General features: G+C 72.1%; 20 protein-coding genes. 11 read left to right on the forward strand and 9 right to left on the reverse strand.

Annotated elements, in window-relative coordinates:
• Nucleotides 1–303 precede the first annotated feature (303 nt).
• Nucleotides 304–1,851 carry a chromosomal replication initiator protein DnaA gene (dnaA, locus tag DA085_RS09455; protein ID WP_109472715.1) on the reverse strand — a complete coding sequence of 516 codons (1,548 nt, stop codon included), beginning with the start codon at nucleotides 1,849–1,851 and terminating at the stop codon, nucleotides 304–306.
• Nucleotides 1,852–2,377: 526 nt separating this feature from the next.
• Between dnaA and rpmH the strand changes: the two genes are divergently transcribed.
• The 8 genes from rpmH to DA085_RS09495 all read left to right on the forward strand — a co-directional run bounded on the left by rpmH (nucleotide 2,378) and on the right by DA085_RS09495 (nucleotide 8,476).
• Nucleotides 2,378–2,515 (forward strand): 50S ribosomal protein L34, encoded by a 138-nt coding sequence (rpmH, locus tag DA085_RS09460; RefSeq protein ID WP_109472716.1) that lies wholly within the window; start codon nucleotides 2,378–2,380, stop codon nucleotides 2,513–2,515.
• 68 nt (nucleotides 2,516–2,583) lie between these two features.
• Entirely contained in the window at nucleotides 2,584–2,901 is a 318-nt protein-coding gene (gene rnpA, locus DA085_RS09465) for a ribonuclease P protein component (protein WP_419866506.1), read from the forward strand.
• Nucleotides 2,898–3,185, forward strand: a complete 288-nt coding sequence (yidD, locus tag DA085_RS09470; protein ID WP_202619174.1) for a membrane protein insertion efficiency factor YidD — start codon at nucleotides 2,898–2,900, stop codon at nucleotides 3,183–3,185. Before rnpA ends, yidD begins: the two co-directional genes overlap by 4 nt.
• A gap of 54 nt (nucleotides 3,186–3,239) precedes the next feature.
• Nucleotides 3,240–4,250, forward strand: a complete 1,011-nt coding sequence (gene yidC, locus DA085_RS09475) for a membrane protein insertase YidC (protein ID WP_109472718.1) — start codon at nucleotides 3,240–3,242, stop codon at nucleotides 4,248–4,250.
• A gap of 208 nt (nucleotides 4,251–4,458) precedes the next feature.
• Entirely contained in the window at nucleotides 4,459–5,082 is a 624-nt protein-coding gene (locus DA085_RS09480) for a Jag family protein (protein WP_109472871.1), read from the forward strand.
• 166 nt (nucleotides 5,083–5,248) lie between these two features.
• The gene (gene rsmG, locus DA085_RS09485) at nucleotides 5,249–6,097 is read left to right on the forward strand and encodes a 16S rRNA (guanine(527)-N(7))-methyltransferase RsmG (protein WP_237565413.1); all 849 of its coding nucleotides are present in this window, start codon (nucleotides 5,249–5,251) and stop codon (nucleotides 6,095–6,097) included.
• Nucleotides 6,098–6,372: 275 nt separating this feature from the next.
• The gene (locus DA085_RS09490) at nucleotides 6,373–7,386 is read left to right on the forward strand and encodes a ParA family protein (protein ID WP_237565414.1); all 1,014 of its coding nucleotides are present in this window, start codon (nucleotides 6,373–6,375) and stop codon (nucleotides 7,384–7,386) included.
• A complete protein-coding gene (locus tag DA085_RS09495; RefSeq protein ID WP_109472720.1) occupies nucleotides 7,379–8,476 on the forward strand; it encodes a ParB/RepB/Spo0J family partition protein in 1,098 nt (365 codons plus the stop codon). The genes DA085_RS09490 and DA085_RS09495 overlap by 8 nt, the downstream gene beginning before the upstream one ends.
• 80 nt (nucleotides 8,477–8,556) lie before the next feature.
• Here the strand turns inward: DA085_RS09495 and trxA are convergent, their stop codons facing one another.
• The 7 genes from trxA to DA085_RS09530 all read right to left on the reverse strand — a co-directional run bounded on the left by trxA (nucleotide 8,557) and on the right by DA085_RS09530 (nucleotide 18,665).
• Nucleotides 8,557–8,880 carry a thioredoxin gene (gene trxA, locus DA085_RS09500; protein ID WP_109472721.1) on the reverse strand — a complete coding sequence of 108 codons (324 nt, stop codon included), beginning with the start codon at nucleotides 8,878–8,880 and terminating at the stop codon, nucleotides 8,557–8,559.
• A 105-nt stretch (nucleotides 8,881–8,985) separates the two neighbouring features.
• Complete coding sequence (trxB, locus tag DA085_RS09505) at nucleotides 8,986–9,990, reverse strand: thioredoxin-disulfide reductase (protein WP_109472722.1); 1,005 nt, start codon at nucleotides 9,988–9,990, stop codon at nucleotides 8,986–8,988.
• 188 nt (nucleotides 9,991–10,178) lie between these two features.
• Nucleotides 10,179–10,976, reverse strand: coding sequence for a hypothetical protein (locus DA085_RS09510; RefSeq protein WP_109472723.1), 798 nt, complete (start codon nucleotides 10,974–10,976; stop codon nucleotides 10,179–10,181).
• Nucleotides 10,977–11,217: 241 nt separating this feature from the next.
• The gene (gene sigM / locus DA085_RS09515; protein WP_337189774.1) at nucleotides 11,218–11,754 is read right to left on the reverse strand and encodes an RNA polymerase sigma factor SigM; all 537 of its coding nucleotides are present in this window, start codon (nucleotides 11,752–11,754) and stop codon (nucleotides 11,218–11,220) included.
• Between the two features lie 49 nt (nucleotides 11,755–11,803).
• Nucleotides 11,804–15,508, reverse strand: coding sequence for a murein biosynthesis integral membrane protein MurJ (gene murJ, locus DA085_RS09520; protein ID WP_109472724.1), 3,705 nt, complete (start codon nucleotides 15,506–15,508; stop codon nucleotides 11,804–11,806).
• Complete coding sequence (locus DA085_RS09525; protein WP_109472725.1) at nucleotides 15,505–18,186, reverse strand: DUF6049 family protein; 2,682 nt, start codon at nucleotides 18,184–18,186, stop codon at nucleotides 15,505–15,507. Before DA085_RS09525 ends, murJ begins: the two co-directional genes overlap by 4 nt.
• Nucleotides 18,183–18,665 (reverse strand): NUDIX domain-containing protein, encoded by a 483-nt coding sequence (locus DA085_RS09530; protein WP_109472726.1) that lies wholly within the window; start codon nucleotides 18,663–18,665, stop codon nucleotides 18,183–18,185. Before DA085_RS09530 ends, DA085_RS09525 begins: the two co-directional genes overlap by 4 nt.
• A 63-nt stretch (nucleotides 18,666–18,728) precedes the next feature.
• Here DA085_RS09530 and DA085_RS09535 point away from each other — a divergent pair, with 63 nt between their 5' ends.
• From DA085_RS09535 to DA085_RS09545, 3 genes are all read left to right on the forward strand, one after another.
• Nucleotides 18,729–20,276 (forward strand): CCA tRNA nucleotidyltransferase, encoded by a 1,548-nt coding sequence (locus tag DA085_RS09535; protein ID WP_109472727.1) that lies wholly within the window; start codon nucleotides 18,729–18,731, stop codon nucleotides 20,274–20,276.
• A complete protein-coding gene (locus DA085_RS09540) occupies nucleotides 20,273–20,953 on the forward strand; it encodes a YdeI/OmpD-associated family protein (protein ID WP_237565415.1) in 681 nt (226 codons plus the stop codon). The genes DA085_RS09535 and DA085_RS09540 overlap by 4 nt, the downstream gene beginning before the upstream one ends.
• A 129-nt stretch (nucleotides 20,954–21,082) precedes the next feature.
• Complete coding sequence (locus tag DA085_RS09545) at nucleotides 21,083–22,054, forward strand: quinone oxidoreductase family protein (RefSeq protein WP_109472728.1); 972 nt, start codon at nucleotides 21,083–21,085, stop codon at nucleotides 22,052–22,054.
• Here DA085_RS09545 and DA085_RS09550 read toward each other — a convergent pair.
• On the reverse strand, nucleotides 21,973–23,325 hold the full coding sequence (locus tag DA085_RS09550; protein WP_109472729.1) for a glycosyltransferase 87 family protein: 1,353 nt from the start codon (nucleotides 23,323–23,325) through the stop codon (nucleotides 21,973–21,975). The genes DA085_RS09545 and DA085_RS09550 overlap by 82 nt on opposite strands.
• Between the last annotated feature and the right edge of the window lie 4 nt (nucleotides 23,326–23,329).

Below are 23,329 nucleotides of genomic sequence, written 5' to 3' on the forward strand. Positions count from 1 at the left end.
CAGGCTGACCTGCCGTTGGGCACAGGTCGTCCCCCGGGCATCCACAGGGGTGGCTGGGACGAGTGCTGTTCCACGGGGTGACACGCAGGTGGAGGGGTGGTGAACCGCCGGAGACTACCCACAGAGTTATCCACAGGCTGGGGATAAACTGGTGATGTCGCAGGTGACCGGCGGGGGGCGCCGGTGGATGGGCCTGTGAGATCAGCGTGGCGGCCCGGGCCGGGGAGTCGCGCGCCGAGGTGACCGAGCACCACAAAAGGGGGGTCTCGAGCGGTGTCCGGACGAGTGGTGCCCGGAGGTGCCTCAGCGGGCGGAGGCCTTGCGGATCAGCCCGGTCAGCTCGGTGATCTGGTCGTAGAGTGCGCGCCGCTCACCGATCAGCTGCCGGATCTTGCGCTCGGCGTGCATCACCGTCGTGTGGTCGCGGCCGCCGAACTTGTCACCGATCTTCGGCAGCGAGTCGTCGGTCAGCTCACGGCTGAGGTACATCGCGACCTGGCGGGCGTTGACCAGGGCGCGGGAGCGGGAGGTGCTGCAGAGGTCCTCGACGCTGATCCGGAAGTAGTCGGCCACCTCGGTCATGATCGTGCCCACGGTGATCGTGCCCGCGTCGCCGGTGGGCATGATGTCCTTCAGGACGTGGGAGGCGAGGTCGGCGCTGATCGGCTGGCCGCTCAGCGAGGCGAACGCCGTGACCCGGATCAGGGCACCCTCGAGCTCACGGATGTTGGTCGTGATCTTGCTGGCGATCAGCTCGAGCGTGTCGTCCGGGGCGGTCATGCCCTCCTGGGCGGCCTTCTTCTGCAGGATCGCGATGCGCGTCTCCAGGTCCGGCGGCTGGACGTCGGTCAGCAGGCCCCACTCGAACCGGCTGCGCATCCGCTCCGCGAAGCCGGACAGCTTCTTGGGTGGCTGGTCGGAGGTGATCACGACCTGCTTCTCGCTGTTGTGGAGCGTGTTGAAGGTGTGGAAGAACTCCTCGACCGTCTGCTCCTTGCCCTGCAGGAACTGGATGTCGTCGATGAGCAGGAAGTCCACGTTGCGGTACCGACGCTGGAAGGCTCCGGCGCGGTCGTCGCGGATGCTGTTGATGAAGTCGTTGGTGAACTCCTCGGAGTTCACATAGCGGACGCGCACGCCCGGGTAGAGGTTGCGGGCGTAGTGACCGATCGCGTGGAGCAGGTGGGTCTTGCCCAGGCCCGACTCGCCGTAGATGAACAGCGGGTTGTAGGCGCGGGCGGGTGACTCGGCCACGGCCAGCGAGGCGGCGTGGGCAAACCGGTTGGACGAGCCCGACACGAAGGTGTCGAAGGTGTACTTCGGGTTCAGCCGCGGGTCCATGTCCGCCGGTGCGTTGCGCTTGGGCGGGCGCTCCCCGCCACGCCGTCCCGGTCGTGGGCCGGTCTCGTCGGAGTCGCTGTCCGCGGTGGTCGCGTGGTGGATCGGCTGGCCGTCGGTCTGCTCGGTGACCCGGGCCTTGGAGGCGGCACGGGCAGCGTTCCGGTCGTCGTCCTCGTCCTCGCTGTCCTCGTCGTCCCCGGCCCGGTCGGTGCCCGGGAACGGGTCGGCCTCGCCCTCCACCTGCTTGCGCAGCAGGTCATCGACCGTGACCGCCAGGCGCACGTCGTGCTCGAGCACCGCGGACAGCGCGCGACGGACGGGCTCGCGCAGGCTGGTCTCCAGCGTCTCCTTGGTGTGCTCGTAGGGCACCGCGAGGAGTGCCGTCGAGTCGATCAGCCCGACCAGACGGACCATGGCGAGGTAGGCACGGTCACGCGGAGAGGTGTCTCCGTCCATCTGTCCGATGGTGTCGCGCCAGACCTGCGTGTAGTCAACCTCTGGCTGCGTCATCGGTGGTGGCGTCCTTAGCTGGTGGGCGTGCTCCGGTCCTTTACCGTACAACGGATATCCACAGGGTTATCCACACCTGTGCATAGGTCGGTGGACAGAAGAGGCCGAAGCCGGGACGCTAACAAGGAACACGGCCCCTGGGCAAGTGCGCTGGTCAGAAATTGACCATCGGTCCGACTGTCCCCGGCGTGTCGCCCGGACGACGGCCGGCAGGTGGGTCAGGATGGTCGGTTTGCCTCTGGTCCGTGCCGACCGTGGATCCGATCTCCCCGGGGCCGGAGTGGATCCACGCCTCGTCCGGGTGTGGCAGGTAGGTCCGGGTTTGACCAGAGGGACCCTGCTCACGTACCTTTGACGGTGGCCTGTTGTCTCGGCCGTTTTCGCCTGCCCACGAGTGGTGGCCCCGTGTGGGTCGCAACGGCGTGGGCTTTCGATTGCGGCCGGCCCACGGGCCGTCCGCCCTGATCCACCCACCAATAGTACGTGTCAGGCAGCACGGGAACCGTGCTGCGGTAACGGAGTTCTCGTGAGCAAGCGCACCTTCCAGCCCAACAACCGTCGTCGTGCCCGCGTGCACGGCTTCCGCCTGCGCATGCGCACCCGCGCGGGCCGCAGCATCCTGGCGTCGCGTCGCGCCAAGGGCCGCAGCAAGCTGTCTGCCTGAGCGTCCGAGCCGACCGCGCAGTGCTGCCGCGTCACCACCGCCTCACCCGACCGCGGGAGTTCTCCGCGGTGCTGCGGGGAGACGGCACCGTGACCGGCCGGCGCCGCGCCGGCACGCACCTGCTCGTGGTGCACCGCGCCGAGAGGACCGGCCCGAGCCGCCCCGCCCGGGTCGGTTTTGTCGTGTCCCGGGCCGTGGGCAACTCGGTGGTGCGCCACCGCGTCGTGCGGCGCCTGCGCGCCCTCGCCGCCGAGCGCCTGGCGTCGCTGGCTCCCTCGACCGACCTGGTGGTCCGGGCGAACCCGCCGGCGGCGACCGCCTCCTCCGCGGAGCTGGCCGAGGCACTCGACCGGGCACTCGCACGCGCCTGCCGGGCGGACCGGTGAGCACCGCGACGGCCCACGAGCCCCGAACCCTCGGCAGCTATCTCGCCCTGCCGCTCGTCGGCCTGGTGCGGATCTACCAGCTCCTCCTCTCACCGTTACTCGGCCCGACCTGCAAGTTCTATCCCTCCTGCTCGAACTACGCCGTCACGGCGCTGGTGCGGCACGGGCCGCTGCGGGGAACCTGGCTCGCGGCCCGTCGGTTGGGTAGGTGCCACCCCTGGAGCGATGGCGGCGTCGACCATGTGCCCGAGCGGGGACCTCGGCGCGACCACACTGACCACTGACCACTGACCGCGGGGCACCCGGCACGCCCGTCCCGCACCGACACCGAGGACCACATGGGCTTCCTAGACACCCTGCTCTGGCCTTTCACCTGGCTCGTCTCAACCATCATGGCCGGTTTCCACTGGCTGCTGACCGAGGTCGGCATGCAGGACACCAACGGGCTGACCTGGATCCTGGTCATCATCGGCCTGGTCGTCGTGCTCCGGCTGTTGCTGATGCCGCTGTTCGTGCGGCAGATCCACTCGCAGCGACGCATGCAGCTGATCCAGCCCGAGCTGATGAAGATCCAGCAGAAGTACAAGGGCAAGAAGGACGACATCTCCCGGCAGAAGATGCAGGAGGAGAGCTTCGCGCTCTACAAGAAGCACGGGACCAACCCGTTCTCCTCGTGCCTGCCGATCCTCGCGCAGATGCCGTTCTTCTTCGCCCTGTTCCGCATCCTCAACTCGGTGCCCAAGATCGCGGACGGCACGCACACGGTCCCTGGTTTCTTCACGCCGGAGCTCGCACGGGCGATGGATGAGTCCACCGTCCTGGGCGCGCAGCTGTCCTCCAGCTTCCTGCACAGCGACGACACCTCGGCCAAGATCCTCTCGGTCGTGCTGATCATCGCCATGTCGGTGACCACGTTCACCACGCAGCACCAGCTGATGCGCAAGAACATGCCGGCCACGGCGCTGGACAACCCCATGGCACGGCAGCAGAAGGTGCTGCTGTACGCCCTGCCGCTGATCTTTGCGGTCACCGGCGTGAACTTCCCGCTCGGTGTGCTGGTCTACTGGACCGCCTCCAACCTGTGGACCATGTGCCAGCAGTTCTATGTCATCCGGCGGATGCCCGCTCCGGGTTCGCCCGCGGAGAAGGCCCTGGAGGCGCGTCGCCTGGCCAAGGGCAAGCCGGTCACCAAGATGCAGCTCAGCACGAGCGAGGAGCCGACTGACGACGCTGCTGACACAACCAGCGCGTCCGCTGGACCCAGGACGGCGCAGGGTGGCGGTCAGCGCCAACAGCCCAAGAGCAAGAAGCGCAAGAAGAGCAGCGCCAACCGCCCCAAGGGACGCTAGCGTCCCCCGGTCGCCGGCTCCACCCGGCGATCCCTCCCACCCCCACCATCCGGACAACCGAGGAGCCTTGGTGAGCACTTCACCCACGACGCAGGAGCCGGCCGAGCACGACGCGACCGGCACGAAACCGACAGACGACCAGCCGGTCCAGGCCGCCGCAGGCACCGCCGGCGAGGCCGAGCGCGCGGAGACCGAGACGCCGGCCACGATCGAGCCGGGCACGACCGCGGAGACCGCCCTCCAGGCGCTGGAGAGCGAGCGGGAGGACGACGCTCCAGAGGATGAGGACGCCGCGGACGGCGACGCGGCCACCGCGTCCGAGAGCGGTGCTCTCGCAGCGCGGACCGGACGCTCGGGTCGGCGCGCGGACCTCGAGCACGAGGGTGAGGTGGCGGCGGACTTCCTGGAGCAGCTGCTCGACATCGCCGACCTGGACGGTGACCTGGAGGTCAACGTCGAGGGCGACCGGGCCGCCGTCTCCATCGTCGACTCCGAGGAGGGCCCGGCGCCGACCCGCCTGGTCGGTCGCGACGGAGCCGTGCTCGAGGCGCTCCAGGAGCTGACCCGGCTGGCGGTGCAGGCCGAGACCGGTGACCGCAGCCGGCTCATGCTCGACGTCGCCGGGCACCGCGCCGGTCGCCGCGCCGAGCTCGTGGAGCTGGCGCGCCGCACTGCCGAGGGCGTGAAGGAGTCGGGCGAGCGTGCCGAGCTGGAGCCCATGAGCGCCTTCGAGCGCAAGGTGGTGCACGACGAGGTGCTGGCCGCGGGGCTGGTGTCCGAGTCCGAGGGCACCGAGCCGAACCGCTACGTCGTGGTCCTCCCCAGCAACTGATCCTCCCGGTCCGCGTGCCCGGACCGAGCACACCCGGCTCGTCTCCCTGGTCGACAGGGGGACGGGCCGGAGGTGCTTTCAGGCGCGGTGGTGGCCTCCGGCATACTGGGCCCTCGCGGTGCCCTCGGGCGCCATCGGACGACCCGCTGACCGAAGGACGTTTCACGTGAAACACGACGAGGGCGAGGCAGCCGGCCTGCCCGACAGGCCCCCCTCCGTGGCCGGCGAGATCTTTGGCAACCGCCTCGGGATCGCGGAGCACTACGCCCATCTCCTCGCGGACACGGGCGTGAGCCACGGTCTCATCGGACCGCGGGAGACTCCACGACTCTGGGACCGCCACCTCCTCAACTGCGGGGTCGTGGAGTCGGTGCTCCCACACCGCACCCGGCTGATCGACGTCGGATCCGGGGCCGGACTGCCGGGCCTCGTCCTGGCCATCGCCCGTCCGGATCTGGATGTCGTGCTCGTCGAGCCGATGCTGCGCCGGACCAAGTGGCTCGAGGCGGCGGTCGAGGAGCTGCACCTGACCAACGTGCAGGTGCTGCGCGGCAAGGCCCAGGACTTCTGGGGCAAGCTGCGGGCACCCGTCGTGACCGCCCGCGCGGTGGCGCGCCTGGGTGAGCTGGCCGGCTGGTGTCTGCCGCTGCTCGACGGCGAGGGCCGCCTGCTTGCGCTCAAGGGGGCGACGGCGGAGCGGGAGCTCGCCGAGGAGGAGCAGGACATCCGGCGGGCCGGTGCCGTCTCCGGGCGCCTCCTGCTCGTCGGCGAGGAGATCCTCCCCGAGCCCACGCGCGTGGTCGAGATCCGCATCGGGGCCCACCCGGTGCGCCCGACGCAGGCTGCCACGCTCCGCAACGCCAAGGGGTCGTCCACCCGGAGCGGTCGTGCGACCCAGGCTGCCGACGCCCCGGGCACCTCGCCCTCACGATCGCGCAGGCGCACCGGACGCTCGGGGCCGGATCGGTCGCCCTCGCGGCGTGGGTCCCCGAAGAGCTCGGGCGACGGGCGATGATGGGAGCGATGAAGACGTTGACACTCACCACACCGGGCGGACGCCTGGGCTGGCCGCACACGGAGTCCACCGCGGCGCACCGCACGAACGGGACGTCCACCCCGGCTCTGGGATGGCCGACCGGACGCCGTCCCCTGGAGGGGCCGAGTGTGGCCGGAACGCAGCCCGGCAGCTCAGACACGGTCAGGCCGGCGCACCCAGAGGCAGCACCGGAAGAGGACGGCTCGGCAGTGGTTTCACGTGAAACTGAGCCCAGTACGCGCGCACAGGAGGCGGTGACGACGCCCGATCGGAGCTCGGCCGGCGATGTTTCACGTGAAACGGACGTCGCCGCCCCCGACGTGGCGGCAGTCGCCACCCGCGACCCGGGGCCAGCGGGTGAGGTTTCACGTGAAACGCGCCCGCCCGCTAACGCGCCGGCGGCTGCGCCCGAGGCCACCCCGGCGCGGGCGCCAGACCTTCCGCGACCGACCCGCGCGCGGGTCCTCACGGTGGCCAACCAGAAGGGCGGCGTCGGCAAGACCACGACCGCGGTCAACATGGCCGCCGCCCTCAGCCAGGCCGGACTGCGCGTGCTGGTGATCGACATGGACCCCCAGGGGAACGCGAGCACAGCACTCGGCATCCCCCACGGTGGCGACGTCACCGGGATCTATGACGTTCTCATCGACGGTGTCGACCTTGCTGACGTCGTGCAGGAGAGCCCGAGCATGCCGGGCCTCTGGTGCGCACCAGCCACCATCGACCTGGCCGGCGCAGAGATCGAGCTCGTGCCGATGGTGGCCCGCGAGAGTCGCCTGCAGAAGGCGGTGACCAGGTTCCTGGCCACTCAGGACCAGCGCGGCGACTCCTTCGACTATGTGTTCATCGACTGCCCGCCCAGCCTGGGGCTGCTCACGGTGAACTCCTTCGTGGCGGGGTCCGAGGTGCTCATCCCGATCCAGTGCGAGTACTACGCCCTCGAGGGGCTGAGCCAGCTGCTGACCAACATCGACCTGATCCGGGAGCACCTGAACCCCGACCTGGAGGTGTCCCACATCCTGCTCACGATGTATGACGGTCGGACCCGTCTGTCGGCACAGGTCGCCGACGAGGTCCGTGCCCACTTCACCACCAAGGTGCTCCGCACCTCGATCCCACGCTCGGTGCGCATCAGTGAGGCGCCCAGCCACGGGGAGACGGTCATCACCTACGACCCCATCAGCAGCGGTGCCCTCTGTTATCTGGAGGCCGCCAAGGAAGTCGCCCGTTCAGTGCGGGCAGGAGAGGAAGGCAGCACCGATGAGTGACCGGCGACGAGGACTGGGCCGCGGTCTGGGGGCGCTGATCCCCCCGGCACCCTCAGGCGTCGATCGGCCCAGCGACGTGTTCTTCCCCCGCTCAACCAGCGTTTCCGCAGGTCAGAGCGGCGCGACCGCTCTCCTGGCGCCCGCTGGGGAGACGGGCGCCGGTGTCAGCCCGGCCAGTGAGGCCGTTGCGGCTCCGACGGTGGAGGGCGTGGTCACCGGCAACACCGACGACTCGCTGGCACCGGACGGACCCGCCGGAGAACGCGTCAGCGGCACCGCGGACCTCGAGCCCGTGCCGGGTGCCCTGTTCGCCGAGATCCCCGTGGAGCAGATCGCGGCCAACCCCCGACAGCCACGACAGGTCTTCGACGAGGACGACCTCGCCGAGCTCGAGCACAGCATCCGTGAGATCGGCGTGCTCCAGCCCGTCGTCGTGCGGCGTGCAGTCGATGGCTACGAGCTCATCATGGGTGAGCGCCGGCTGCGGGCCACGCGCAACGTGGGGCTGCCCACGATCCCGGCCATCGTCCGTGAGACCGCTGATGAGGACATGCTCCGGGACGCCCTGCTGGAGAACCTGCACCGGGCCCAGCTCAACCCGTTGGAGGAGGCGGCCGCCTACCAGCAGCTGCTGGACGACTTCGGGTGCACCCATGACGAGCTCGCCGGTCGTCTCGGACGGTCCCGTCCCCAGATCAGCAACACGCTGCGTCTCATGAAGCTGCCACCTCTGGTGCAGCGACGGGTGGCCGCTGGTGTGTTGAGCGCGGGGCACGCACGAGCACTGCTCGGACTCTCTGACGGCGCGGCCATGGAGCGGCTGGCCCAGCGCATCGTGGCCGAGGGCCTGTCAGTGCGCACGGTCGAGGAGATCGTCGTGCTCGGTGAGCGAGGTGGCGAGCCTGTCGGTCGTCGCTCCACGTCGGCTCGGGAGCCGCAGCCGGAGCTGGAGGAGCACGCCTCGCGCCTGGCCGACCGGCTGGACACCCGGGTGGCGATCTCGATGGGCAGGCGCAAGGGGAAGGTCACCGTCGAGTTCGCCTCGCTCGAGGACCTCGACCGGATCCTGGGCCTCCTGGCCACCGACTGAGCAGTCCCGGGACCCACCCGGCACGCACGACAAACGCCCCCGACCATGAGGTCGGGGGCGTTCGTCGTCGTGGGACGGACTCAGCCGAGGTAGTCCTCCAGCTCACGGACCAGCTTCTGCTTCGGCAGGGCGCCGACCAGGGTCTTGACGACCTCACCGCCGACGTAGACGTTCATCGTCGGGATGCCCGTGATGCCGTACTTGCCCGTCACGGCCGGGTTCTCGTCGGTGTTGAGCTTGACCACCTGGATCTTGTCGCCGTACTCCTCGGAGAGCTCCTCCAGGATGGGTGCAACCATCTTGCAGGGGCCGCACCAGGGAGCCCAGAAGTCGACCAAGACGGGGGTCTGCTGGTCCAGGACGTCCGCCTGGAACTCGCTGTCGGTGGTGTGCTTCGTGGCCATGGGATTCCTTCCCTCGTGGTGTGCTTGCGTTGTTCGTTGAGGGGCCGGTCGGCCGGTCAACGGGCGCTACTTGTGTGAATTCTGTTGTGGCAGTGAGTAATTGGGTCAGTGAACGAGCTCGGCCACGGGCTGGTCGGCCTCGAGGACCGCCAGGTAGCGCTCGGAGTCGAGCGCCGCGGAGCAGCCGGTGCCGGCGGCCGTGACGGCCTGTCGGTAGGTGTGGTCGACCAGGTCGCCGCACGCGAAGACACCGGGCAGGTTGGTCTGGGTGCTCCGCCCGTCGACCAGGACATAGCCACCATCGTCCAGGTGCACCTGACCCTGGATGAGCTCGTTGCGCGGGTCGTGCCCGATGGCGACGAAGACGGCCGCGAACTCGGCGTCGGTCTCCTCGCCGGTGACGGTGTCGCGCAGGCGGACACCGGTCAGCTTGGGGTCGCCGTGGAGCCCGACGACCTCCGAGTTCCAGCGGAAGCTGATCTTGGGGTCGTTCTGGGCGCGCTCGGCCATGATCTTGGAGGCGCGCAGCTCGTCCCGGCGGTGGATCACCGTCACGGAGCGCGCGAACCGGGTCAGGAAGGTGGCCTCCTCCATCGCGGAGTCACCGCCGCCCACGACGGCGATGTCCTGGTCGCGGAAGAAGGCCCCGTCGCACGTGGCGCACCAGGACAGGCCGTGTCCGGAGAGGCGCTTCTCGTCGGGCAGGCCGAGCTCACGGTAGGCCGACCCCATGGCCAGGATGACCGCACGGGCGCGGTGCACCTGCCCCGAGGCGTCCGTGACCAGCTTCTCGGGACCGGTCAGGTCCAGGGCGGTCACGTCGTCGCGCACCAGCTCCGCGCCGAAACGCTCGGCCTGGGCACGCATGGCGAACATCAGGTCAGGCCCCATGATGCCGTTCTCGAAGCCGGGGAAGTTCTCCACGTCGGTCGTGTTCATCAGCGCACCGCCCGCGGTGACCGCGCCCTCGAACAGCAACGGCCGGAGGTTCGCACGGGCGGCGTAGACGGCCGCCGTGTAACCAGCAGGGCCGGACCCGACGATGATCACGTCGCGCACCTCACCGCCGTCGGTGACAGGCGTGGTCGGCTCCTCGGGAATGGTGATCATGCAGGACTCCAGTGTGCGTCGTCGGTGGTGGGGCCTCGCCGGGAGGCCACCCTCGTTGTCCTCAACCGATCCTACGTGCCGGATGTTCCCCGGGCGCGACCGCGCTGCTCATGCCGCCGGTCGGTGCGACAGGGTCAGGACGGCGCACGCAGCACGGGCAGGGCCCGGGGAGCAGTGTGGGTGCGGGGTCAGGGCAGCGGAGAGGGCCCGGAGAGCACATCCGCACAGTCCGTGCTCAGCACCCAGGCGGTGTCGCCCGAGGTGTCCTCGGCGACGACGAGGATCGCGGGCTGGTCGTCCCACAGCGCGTCGGACAGCACCAGGGTGGTGGCCCCCTCGGTGTCGAGGGCACCGGTCGCCACACAGTCGGTGGCCTCCTGGGTCGCCTGGTTGTCCGTGCTGTGACCCGGTCGTGCGTCCATCCAGGAGCTCACCTGCTCGCTCCACCCGGTGGCGGACAGCTCGACCGTGCCCGGCACGGCGGCAACCTCGGCTGCGGCACCGTCCCCGGCGCCCCCCACGGGCGCCTCATCGACCGAGCCCTGGGTCGACTCACCCTGGTCGTCGGACGCTTCGGGGGTGTCCTCATCGCCGGTGGAGCTGCCTGCCGTCTCGTTGTCGCCCCCCACGTCCAGGTCCTCGGCGCCGGCGTCCGCACCGCCCTCGGCGGAGTCGTTGGCTGCGGGAACCCGTGCGGAGACGCCGGTGTCGGTGTCGCTGCCACCGACCAGCTGGTTGACCGAGACCGTGGCCACCATGGCCACGGCGGCAGCGCCGCCCAGCCACAGGATGGTCCGACCAGGGCGCCGGCGCTGCCGCTCGGCCGTCAGGGAGACCACGCCACTGTCCTGCGCGTGTTCGGAGCCCACCGCCGACGGGGTCGCGCTGGCAGCCGCGGGGTAGGCGGAGTCGCCACCGCCGGACGAGCGTCGCTGCTGCTCGAGCTGCAGGCTCTGCGAGATGCGGGCCACCAGGTCCTCGGGCATCGGGCCAGGGTCCGGGAGATTGGCGAGCAGCGCCCGGACACCAGTGGGGTCAAGGTCGTCGTCTGAGCTGCGGGGTTCGGGTCGCGACCCTGTCACTGGAACCTCCTCACGAGGGCATCGAACGGGTTCGGTCGGCGGTGGTGCCAGTCAGCCCCACGGAGATACGACGTCCGGCCGGACGCACAGGTTCCCGACCGGTCCCGGCCGCTGCGTGTGAGGCGCGACACCTCGACGGTGGTCCTCATGCCGGCTCCAGCAGCTGGGCCATCGCACTGCGGCCACGTGCGCACCGGGACTTGACGGTGCCCTCGGCGACCTCCAGGATCTGCGCCGCCTCGGCGACGCTGAGCCCGTGCATGTCCACGAGCACCAGCGCGAGGCGCTGGCCCTCGGGCAGCTGCTCCAGGGCCTCGCGCACGTCCAGGCGGACCTCGACGCTGCGGTGGTGGTCCCGCGTCTCCACGGGGTCGTGGTCGGCGATGTCGGCCGTCGGCTTGATCCGGCGCAGCCGGTCCAGGCACGCGTTGACCACGATCCGGTGCAGCCACGTGGTCACGGCGGAGTCGCCGCGGAAGGAGTCCGCGCGGCGGAAGGCGTTGATGAAGCCGTCCTGCACCGCGTCCGCGGCCAGCTCGGGGTCGCGCGCGGTGCGCAGGGCCACCGCCCACATGCGGTCCTTGTGGCGCCGGAAGAGCTCGCCGAAGGCGTCCGGGTCACCGTCCTTGTGCAGCTGCATCAGCTCGTGGTCCGAGCGTTCCTGCAGGTCCGGGGTCACCACGACGCCACCCCGACCTGGGCGGGGCGGCGACCGCACGGCATACGGAGGGTCATGACCGGGCCGTCACCTCGGAGACGCGGACGATCTCGCCGCCGGGGCCGGCCCACGCGCGGTCGAAGTAGATGACGACGTAGCGGCCCTCGGCCGGCTCGTCGGGGCTGACCGTCCAGGTGCCGGAGGCATCGTCGGAGGTGCCGATCTCGGTGCCGGAGTTGGTGGGCTCGTCGCTGACGAAGACCGTCGCCCCGTAGTCGCCCTCGGGGAACTCGACGGTGACCTCGGAGACGGTCGTGGTCTCGCCCATGTCCAGGGCCAGTCCCACGCCCTCCTTCAGTCCGCCCCAGTTGGGGGTCAGGTAGGTGAAGGTGTTCCAGGCCGTGTCGGGGTCGCCGTCGATGGCGTTGCCGGTGAGCTGCGGCTTCTCGTCACCGCCGGTCGAGTCGAAGTCCACCGCGTCGGTGAACTCGATCTCGGCCCCGGGCTCCGGGGCCTCGGTGGTCGTCTCGGCGTCGTCGGTCGCGGTCCCGGACGGGGACGGCTCGCCGGACGTGCTCGGCGTCTGGGTGGAGGTCGGCAGCGGACGCCTGTCGTCGGAGGCGGTGCCGCCGTTGAGGGTGCTGCTGATGGCGCTGTAGGCGACATAGGCGGCAACAGCGATCAGCGCCGCGATCACGAGGAGGACCACCCCGGTCTGCCCGCGCGGGGTCTCGCGGCCGCGCACGCCGGGTGGCAGCCCACGGTCGGGGGTCTGCTCGTAGCGGGCGGCGAGGTCCTGGTCCTCGGCCTCCTCGGGGGTGTAGGACGTGCCACCGGCGCGGTAGCCCTCGTCGTCCACCTGGGTGCGGAAGTAGGAGCTCGGCTGGCCCTCCACCGGCATCGCCGTGGTCCCGGCGTCCTCTGGTCGGCTCGCGGCGGCCGCGCCGATCGCTGCGGCCGCAGCTCCCCCTCCGGAGGTGTCTGTGGCCGGCTCCGGCTCCTCGGCCGGGCCCGCCGGGGTGGGCCGCTGCGGCGCGCGGGGCGCGGGCGCCACGATGTCCGAGGACCACGGGGAGAGCTGACGCGCGAGCTCGCCGGGCGTCTGAGGGCCGTCAGCGGGGTCGTAGTCCAGACCGAGCATGGTCCGGCACAGCGCGTCGAGGTCGCCGGGCACGCCCGCGACCACCTCGGAGGGGGCCGGCAGCGAACCGTCGGCCAGCCGCCGGGCCGAGGCCAGGCCCTCGATCTCGTCGCCCGGCCAGCGGCCGGTGATGCCGGTGTAGAGCAGGCTCACCAGGTCGGCCGTGTCGATGAGTGAGGCCTCGCGGGCCGCGATGTCGTCGGTCTGCTCGATCGCGGCGGTCACCCCGACCCCGGAGACCTTGATGCTCCCGTCCCGGGTGCGCAGCACCGAGTGCGGGTTGAGGTAGAGGTGGTGCAGGCCGCGCCGGCGGGCCGACTCCAGACCGACGGCCGCCTCACCGACCACGCGGCGGGCCTCCTCGGCGGGCAGCTCGCCCTCGCTGGTCAGCGAGGCCAGGGACTCGGCGTCGGGCAGGCCCTCCTCGACGATCCAGCAGTAGCCGTTCTCCTCGCCGACGTCCAGCACCCGGACGAGCCGGGGGTCGTCGACGCCGGCGGTGCGCCGTGCGCCGTCCAGCACGGCGTGCGCCAGGATCGCCCGGTCGCCGGTGGACGGCAGCACGGTGACAGCGACCAGCCGCTCCAGCGTCGAGTCGACGGCCGACCAGTACTCGAGCACGTCGCCACGCTGGGCCAGCAGCTCCTCAAGGGCGTAGCGTCGCCCCAGCAGTGTGCCCGGCTCGAGGCCCATGCCCCACACCTCCCAGTCCTGTGCGTGCCCGGATGCTGCGGCTAATCCTATGGCGGGATCGGTGGTGCTCCGTGACGAGGAGCCCTGCTCAGCGTGCCGCAGGTCCTCGTATGCCGTGGGCCGGGCCGCGTCGTCGTCCTCCTGTGCGCTTCCGTCCGGGCTGTCGTCCGACCCGTCGTGGGCCCGGTCGTCCGGCGTCGGTGGCCCACCGCTCGTCCCCGGCGCCGGCGCCGTCGGCCCTGCGGCAGGTGGGGTGCGAGGGGCGGTCCCGCCGCGACCGAGGCGGCGCAGCAGCGGCCCCGCGGCCTCGGCCAGCTCGCTGACGCCCAACCGGTGGGCGAGTAGACCGTAGACCGCGAAGAACAGGGGCCCCCCGACCAGCAGCGCGACGAGGGAGGCCGGCCGCCCGTCGAGCAGCACGTTGCTGCCCAGGACGACCAGCACCAGGACGGCTGCAGCGGCCAGCGCGGCGAGCACGATGCGGCTGTAGCCGCGCACCACGTCGCCGAGCGGAAGTCGGCCGAGTCGCCGCCGGACCCAGAGGATGCCCAGGACGGCGGCGCACCCCTGGCCGAGGGTCTGGGCCAGGCCGACGCCGATGGCCGTCCGGGTCGGCGGGAGGGTCGCGGCGATGAGGATGCCGACGATCGAGACGGCCGTGATGACCAGCTGCAGCCGGAACGGCGTCCAACCGTCCTGGAAGGCGTGGAAGATCCGGTTGGAGAGGATGTAGACGGCGTAGGGCGCCAGCCCGATGACCATCGACATGGTCACCCAGGCCGTGGCGAGGGTCTCCTCCTGGCTGTTGTTGAAGAACAGGACGCTGCTGATGGCGGGGGCCAGGATGAGCATGCCGATGCTGATCGGCACCATCGCGACCCCGAGCAGACGCAACCCGTGGCGGTACTGCGCGCCCAGCCCGGCCAGGTCCTCCTCGTGGGCGGACCGGGACATCTGGGTGAACATCGCGGTGATCAGCGACGTCGCGATGAGGCTGTGCGGCAGGATGTAGATGAGGAAGGCGTTGTCGTAGAGGATCCGCCCGCCGGCGTCCGGGTCGAGGTCGCTCGCCCGGTTGAGCACGTTGCTCGACAGCCACATCCCGACCTGGGACACGCCGATGATGGCCAGCATCCACAGCGCCATCCGGGAGGCCGCCCCCAGCCCGACACCGCGGAAGCCCCACCGGGGGCGGTAGCGGAACCCGCTGCGCCAGACCGGCCACAGCAGCGCGCCCGCCTGCACCATCACGCCGAGGGTCGCCGTGCCGGCCAGCAGCCAGATCATGTCGCCGGTCCACTCGCCGGGGGCGAGCGTCCTGGCCTCGGGATAGAGCACCATGAACACGGACACACCGGCGATCGCCACGATGTTGTTGGCGACCGGCGCCCACATGTACCACCCCCACTTCTCGCGGGAGTTCAGGATCTGACCGAGCAGGGTGTAGAGGCCGTAGAAGAAGATCTGGGGCAGGCACAGGTAGGCGAAGGTGATCGCCAGGGCCAGCTGGTCGCCGGACCAGGACAGCGCGTAGAACTGCGTGAGCAGCGCCCCACCGGCGGTGAACAGCACGGTGACCAGCAACAGACCGCTGAGGGCGAGGGTGATCAGCCGGTCGGTGAAGTCCCGCCCCTTCTCGGGGCTCATGGCCATGGCGCGCGTGAGGGCCGGGACCAGCACGACGTTCAGGACGCCCCCGGCCAGCAGGATGTAGATGGTGTTGGGCAGCGTGTTGGCGGTCTGCCATGCGTTGCCGGACGGGGACAGCAGCCCGATGGCGCCGGCGAGCAGCAGCGCCCGGACCATGCCGAGGATGCGGGACACGAAGGTGCCCGACGCCATGAGCGCGCTGGCCCGGGCCAGGGACGCCGACGAGTGGCCCGTGCTCCCGCTCGTGGGCCCAGGGTCCGCTCCGGCACCCAGGGGGGTGGACTGCTCGCTCAAGGACTCTCCAGGTCGGGCCCCGGGGGCGCGACGTTCTGCTCGTGGGTGGTCTGGCCGGCACCGTCCTGCCCGGTGCCTCCGGGCGAGGTCCTGCCGCCGGCCGGGCGCAGGGCGCGCACCAGGCCGAGGACAAGGATGACACCTGCGACGCCGCCGAGCAGCCAGTAGATCCAGACGCCGGTGGGCTGCACCCGCACGACGGTCTCCTCGGCCGTGCCGACCTGGGTGCCGTTCGGGGTGCTGAGACTGGTGTGCAGCGGGACCTGGCCGGCGGCCACCGCCCGCGCCCGGAACTGCACGGTCGCCCGGGACTCCGGGCCGATGGTGATCGGGTCGGGCTGCCCCAGCACGCGCAGGCGCCCGTTGCCCGGGTCCACGCTCATCCGCAGCCCCTCGATCGGCAGCGGGAGCTCGTTGACGACGGTGATCTGCATCAGGCCCTCGTCGGCGAAGAGGTTGATCGTCGTGGGGTTGATGGACAGGCCGTTGAGGATCTCGCCGGCGAGGGCCTCGGCGTCCTCGACCGGCTTCTCCCAGCCCTCGGCCGTCCTCCAGCTCGTGGAGTACTGCCGGTCGAGCACGCGCAGCCAGGTGTCGCGGGCCTCCTCGGTGCCGGGCACGATCGCGGAGACGCCGACCACCTCCTCCCGGGTCAGCTCTGTGCGCCGCACCCGCGTCATGGTCAGCGGGCTCTCGCCCGGCTCGGGGTATGCCGTGAGGTCGCCCGGGACGGCCGACCCCGGACCGTCGTCGGTCGCCCGGGGCCCCTCCTCGCCGGGTGACTCGACCGTCGTCGTCTCGGAGGTGCTGGCAGCGGTCAGCAGCTCGCTGGCGGTGCTGCTCTCCAGCCACGGCGCCCTGCCCGCGGCAGCGGTCAGGGCCTGCAGGGTCGGTGCGTCCACCTGGGCGGTGCGCGGGATCGCGATGACGATCGAGCGGTCCGTGGCCGGGCGCTCCTGGTAGACGGCGAGCGTCTCGGCGAGGAACCGCTGGACGGCGCGACCGTCGCGGTCCTCGGCGCCCGAGGCCGCCACGACGGCGCTGAGCCGCTCGTCGTAGCCGATCAGCTGTGGGCCGGAGGCGTGCGGTCGGACGGCGTTGCCGGTCAGTGCCACGTCCTCCATGACCTGGGACGGGACGACGGCGGCACCGAGGCTGCCGTTGCCGTCCCCCGCCGCGCCCGTGGCACCGCCGGCCGCCGACCAGACCGCGCGCAGCGACTCGATGAGGTCGTCGGAGAACGTCCGGGCGACCGGCCAGGCGACGTCGGTGCGGCCCGGGGCGACCAGGCCCTCGGCAGTGTCCCGCCCCACGAGCGCAGCGATCTCGCCCACACCGGCCCCCAGGCCCAGCAGGGCCGCAGCGTCCGTGTCGCCGACGGGGAGCCACCACAGCTGTCCCTCGGGGAGCTCGCGGATCTGCTGGGTCAGGGCCTCGACGGCGCTCGCGGTGGTGGGCGGTGTCGGCGGGACGACCGGCTCCGGCGCCTGTGTGGGCTCCTCCGAGTCGTCGGGCGGGCCGGTCGTTGCGGTGGAACCGGGGGACCGGGTCGCGCCCGAGCCGTCGGGGCCGGTGGTGCCGGGTCCCGACGGGCCGGTGGTGCCGGGTCCCGATGGGTCGGTGGCCGCACCGTCGCCCGAATCGGCGTCGCTGCCCGCCGTCGCTCCTGCGCCAGGGGCGTCCGGTGCGGACGCGGACGACGTGGGCGGCGTGACGGGTGGTGACGGGGACGGCTGGGACGGGGCCGGTGGCGTCACGCCCGGGTCGGTCGGCTCCGGCTCCGTCTCCGTCGGCGGGGCCTCCTCACCGGGCAGCACCACGGCCTCGGTCAGCGAGGCGACCGGGTCGAGGGGCTCCAGCAGCGCCGGGTCCACCACGAACGTCGCGTCGGTCCCGGCCAGCCCCTCGAGCAGCTCGAGGTTGCGGGACCCGGGACCGATCGCCTCGGCCCAGGCGTCCGCCCGGGTCCGGTCGTCCGGATCGACCAGGTCGGGCCCACCGGGCAGCGTCAGCGGAGCCAGCCAGGCGATCCGGACCGGGTTGAACGCGGCGTCGTCCGCGTCCCGCCAGGGCAGGAAGGTGCGCAGCTCGCTGCCGGGCAGCGCGGCCCCGGCCACGGCGCCGCTCTCACCGGGGTCCGTGACGGCGGAGCCCTCGTCACCGGAGTCGGCGCCGCCAGCGTCCGGGCCCTCCTGCGCCGCGTCCTGGGCCAGCACCTCGACCCGCAGCGGCAGCGTGGCGAACTCGAAGCCCGGGGCGAGTGCGTCCGGCGGCACGTCGACGAACCACCGGACGGTCGAGCCCGGGGCGAGCGCGACACCCACGTGGTCCTCGGCCAGCCCGATCGGTGTCTCACCCAGGCCGACCTCGGCCCACTCCTGGACGGCCTCCCGCGTGTCCAGCCCGCGGTAGGCGGTGCTCACGCGGACGCTGTGCACGGGGACCGGGTCGGCACCGGTGTTGCTCAGGGTGCCGGAGAGCCGGATGGTGGTGTCAGGGGCGGCGATCGCCGGTGACACGACATCCAGGCGCACCTCGACCAGGGCGTCCTCGGCAGCCACCGCCGCGGAGGTGACCCACGTCAGCGGTGCGATGAGGACCGCAGCCTGCAGTACGGCATACGTCAGGAGCAGGGCGACCAGTCCGCGCAGGGACGGCGCGGGGCGGTGGTGGCTCACGCCGTCCCGGCCAGCCGCGCCCAGGCGACCTCGGCGATCCGGCGCTCGTTGGGGAAGGTGAGCACGCGGTGCGCCTCCGTCAACGGGCACCAGATGGCGTCGATGGCCTCCTGGTCGGGGTCACCCTCCACCGACAGCTCACCGCCGGTGGCCTCCAGCAGGTAGTGGTGGACCCGCTTGTGGATGCGGTGCTGGGGGGTGGAGAACCAGTAGTCGACCGTGCCCAGGTCGACCAGCACCCGGCCCACGATCCCGGTCTCCTCGGCGACCTCGCGCTCGGCCGCCTCCCGGAGCGTCTCGCCGGGCTCCATGTGGCCCTTGGGCAGGCACCACTCGATGCGGCCGGCGCGGTTGCGGCGCGCGATGATCGCGATCCGTGCGGCGCCCTCGTGGATGTCGATGATCACGCCCCCTGCCGAGGTCTCCTGGACCGAGGGCAGGTGGTGCTGCCAGCGGCGCGGAGGCGGAGCGGTGGTCATCTTCCTCACTCTAACGAGCCACCGCCCCGAAGCGGGGCGTGCCGGGCCGTAGGCTTGACCCTCGTGTCCTCCACTCCGTCCGAGCCCGAGCTGCTGGCCCGCGCCGTCCGCCACCTGGCGCCGGTGCTGCCCCTGCTCACCGAGCTCGGCGAGCGGTTCCGTGCGGCCGGGCACGAGCTCGCGCTGGTCGGCGGGCCCGTCCGCGACGCCTTCCTGGGCCGCACCTCCCCGGACCTGGACTTCACCACCTCCGCCGGCCCCGAGCAGATCGAGGCGACGCTGCAGGGGTGGGCCGAGCAGACCTGGGACATCGGGCGGGCCTTCGGGACGATCGGCGCGCGGCACCAGGGGCGCACGGTCGAGATCACGACCTACCGCGCCGACGCCTACGACGCCGCCTCGCGCAAGCCGGTCGTGGCCTTCGGCGACAACCTCGAGGACGACCTGGTGCGGCGGGACTTCACGGTCAACGCGATGGCCCTGCGCCTGCCCGACCTGCTCTTCACCGACCCGCACGACGGCCTCGGTGACCTGGCCGCCGGCGTCCTGACCACGCCGCACACGGCCGAGGTGAGCTTCTCCGACGACCCGCTGCGGATGATGCGGGCGGCGCGGTTCGCCTCGCAGCTCGGCCTGACGGCCGCTGATGACGTGCGCGCCGCGATGACCGACATGGCGGGCCGGCTGTCCATCGTCTCGGCCGAGCGCGTGCGTGACGAGCTGAGCCGGCTGCTGCTCGGGGCCGACCCGCGGGCCGGGCTGGAGCTGATGGTCGACACGGGGCTGGCGGACGTCGTCCTGCCCGAACTGCCGGCGCTGCGGTTGGAGATCGACGAGCACCACCGGCACAAGGACGTCTACCAGCACTCCCTCACCGTGCTGGAGCAGGCGATCGCGCTGGAGGACGAGCCGGGCGCCGAGGGACCGGACCGGGTGATCGGACCGGACCTCGTGCTGCGGCTGGCCGCGCTGCTGCACGACATCGGCAAGCCCGCGACCCGACGCTTCGAGAAGGGCGGGGGCGTCAGCTTCCACCACCACGAGATCGTCGGCGCCAAGCTCACCCGGGCGCGGCTGCGCGCCCTGCGCTACGACAAGGACACGGTCCGCGCGGTCTCCCGGCTGGTGGAGCTGCACCTGCGCTTCCACGGCTACGGCGACGGCGAGTGGACCGACTCGGCCGTGCGTCGCTACGTGACCGACGCCGGGCCCCTGCTGGGGCACCTGCACAAGCTGACCCGCTCGGACTCCACCACCCGCAACCGGCGCAAGGCCGAGCGGCTGGCCCGCACCTATGACGACCTCGAGGCCCGGATCACGCGGCTGCGGGCCGAGGAGGAGCTCTCGGCGGTCCGGCCCGAGCTCAACGGCAACGAGATCGCCGAGGTGCTCGGCATCGCCCCCGGTCCCGTGCTGGGCCGGGCCTACAAGCACCTGCTGGCCGTCCGGCTGGACCAGGGGCCGATCGGTCGCGAGGCGGCCGAGGCCGAGCTGCGGCGCTGGTGGGCCCAGCAGCCGGAGGCCGACGAGCCCACGACGGGTCAGCAGGAGGCCGAGCAGCCCACGACGGGTCGGCAGGAGGCCGAGCAGCCGGAGGCGGACCAGCAGTGAGCGGCGCGGGCCAGGGCCGGATGGGCGGGACGCCGGAGCGCCCGGCACGCTTCTTTGCCTCCGCCGAGGAGTTCGACGCCTGGCTCGCCGCCCACCACGACACCGAGACCGAGCTGTGGATGGGACTGCACCAGAAGCACGTCCCGGACCGTGGGCTGACCTGGGCCGAGGCCGTCCCCGTGGCCCTGTGCTGGGGCTGGATCGACTCGAAGTCCGAGCGGATCGACGAGGACTCCCGCCGGCAGCGGTGGACGCCACGCCGGCCGGGCAGCAACTGGAGCACCGTCAACATCGCCCACGTGGAGCGGCTCATCGCGCAGGGACGCATGCAGCCGGCCGGCCTGGCCGCCTTCGAGGCCCGGCGCGAGGACCGCTCGGGTTACCCCTACGAGACCCGGGACCGCGAGCTGCCGCCCGAGTATGCCGCCCGCCTCGCGGCCTCGCCGGCCGCCACCGCCTTCTGGGAGGCCGCGACGCCGTCCTACCGCAAGCTGGCCGTCAGCTGGGTGCTCACCGCCAAGCAGCAGGCGACCCGTGACCGCCGGATCACGCAGCTCGTCGCCGACTGCGCCGCCGGCCGGCTGATCCCCAGCCAGCGCTACGGCGCGACCCCGAAGTGGCTCGAGCGCGCCGCCGCGGCCGCTGCCGCCGCCACAACGGCTGGCAGTTCGGGCTGAGCCGCCGTCCCCTGAGCACGACCGACCGCCGCCGGGACGCGAACTGCCAGTCCGTGTGGCGGGCCCGGGCGCAGGACGCAGCCAGCCGCTCGGCATACTGGGGCCGAACCCGAGATCCTGGAGGCAGACGTGCGTGCAGTAGTGGTCAGTGAGCAGGGCGGACCCGAGGTGCTCGAGCTGGTCGAGCGGGAGACCCCCGAGCCCGGCGAGGGGCAGGTGCGTGTCGACGTGCAGGCCGCGGGCGTCAACTTCATCGACATCTACCAGCGGTCCGGCGCCTACGCGATGCAGCTGCCGTTCGTGGCCGGGTCGGAGGGCGCCGGCACGATCAGCGCCGTCGGGCCGGGGGTCGCCGACCTCGCCGTCGGTGACCTCGTCACCTGGGCCATGGTGGCCGGCACGGGCTACGCCGAGCAGACCCTCGTCGCGGCCGACCGGCTGATCCGGGTGCCTGCCGGCGTCGAGGCCGAGCAGGCGGCCGCCGTGATGCTGCAGGGCATGACCGCCCACTACCTCGTCGAGTCGACCTTCCCCGCGCGTGAGGGGCAGACCGCGCTCGTCCACGCCGCGGCCGGCGGCGTGGGCCTGCTGCTGTGCCAGATGCTGGCGGCCAAGGGCGTGCGGGTCATCGGCACGACCTCCACGCCCGAGAAGGCCGAGCTGGCCCGGGAGGCGGGCGCCGACGAGATCGTGTTCTACCGCGAGCAGGACGTGGTCACCGAGGTGCGGCGGCTCACCGACGGTGAGGGTGTCCATGTCGTGTATGACGGCGTGGGCGCCTCGACCTTCGACGCCGGCCTGGACGTGCTGCGGCCGCGCGGGACGATGGTGCTCTTCGGTGCCTCGAGCGGTGCGGTCGCCCCGGTCGACCCGCAGGTGCTCAATGCCAAGGGGTCGCTCTTCCTGACCCGGCCCTCCCTGGCCCACTACGTGGCCGACCCGGCCGAGCTGGCCGAGCGCGCCGGCTCCGTGCTGGGGCAGGTGGCCGACGGCACGCTCACCGTGCGGATCGGTGGCCGCTATCCGCTGGCCGAGGCCTCCCGGGCCCACGCCGACCTGGCCGGTGGCGGCACCACCGGCAAGCTCGTGCTGCTGCCCTGAGGCGCGCCGCGGCCGGGCGTCATCCAGGCCATCCCGAGCACCCACGCCCAGCCGCTCATCCGCAGCAGGATGGCGATCGCGTAGGCCTCCGGCGGCAGCCCCTTGCCGGCGTCGGAGCCGAAGCCGATGTGCAGCCAGGTGGCCTCGAAGTGCACGATCTCCGCGGCCGCCCAGACGAGGTGGTCGCGCCAGGGGATGCCGGACAGGGCCAGCACCGGCAGGAGCCACAACCCGGACTGGACCGACAACGACTTCGCAGTGAGCGCCACGACCAGCAGCATCACGGCAGCGACCTGCACGGCGTCGGGGTGGCCCAGGGAGCGGAAGGTGAGCCAGGCACCGACCGCCAGGGCGGCCACCCAGCCGAGCAGCGCGACACCGGTCACCGTCGCGGCAGACAGCCCGGCGCCGAACTGCTGGGGAAGCAGGGCGAGCGCGCCGTAGCCCGGGCCCGCTGACCACCAGGCGCGCGGTGCCTGCAGCACGGCGTCGCCCAGGAGGAGGAGGGCGGGCAGGAACAGGGCGAGCGCTGCGAGCGCCGCCGACACCACGGCGGTCAGCGCAGCGCGCCCCCGACCGTCCCGCACCCCGACGAGCACCAGGGCGAGCAGGAAGACGAGCGGGTAGGGACGCACCAGGAACGCCAGGCCCAGCAGGGTCCCGGCCACGGCGGGGCGGTCGCGGCTCCAGGCCCACCACCCCCACATCACCAGGGCGATGCCGACCAGGTCGGTCGAGACGAGGGCGAGCACCGCCAGGACCGGTGAGGCAGCCAGGTGCGCGACGTGCCACGGGTCACCCGGTGCCAGCGCGATGCCGGCCAGGACGGCACCGCCGAGGAGCACCAGCGCCAGGGCGGCCCACAGGAAGAAGATCCACTGCTGCGCGCCCACCCCGGTGCCCGCCTGGGGGGTGACCCTGGCCAGCAGCCACATCACGAGCCCGGACAGCAGCGGCTGGTCGCTGCCCGAGCCGGCGTAGGGCAGCTGGCGGTCGGCCAGGCTCGTCGTCACGTGCAGGACCGGGATGTCGGAGTAGCACGCCCGCCAGAACTGGTCCGGGTTGGCCCACCCCTTGGCGACGCAGTGGCCCTTCTGGAAGACCCCGAGCGCGAGGGCGACCCCCGCCAGGGTGAGCAGCGTCGCGGCGACTGCGGCGAGGCCGCGGGCGCCGATCCGGGCGAACCGTCCCACCGGGCCGCCGAGGAAGCGGCTGGCCGTGGCAACGACCGGGTCGTGGCGCGAGGGCACGACGTACGGCGCTCTGGGCATGGCG

The sequence above is a fragment of the Ornithinimicrobium cavernae genome (assembly GCF_003121625.1).
Taxonomy (GTDB): domain Bacteria; phylum Actinomycetota; class Actinomycetes; order Actinomycetales; family Dermatophilaceae; genus Ornithinicoccus; species Ornithinicoccus cavernae.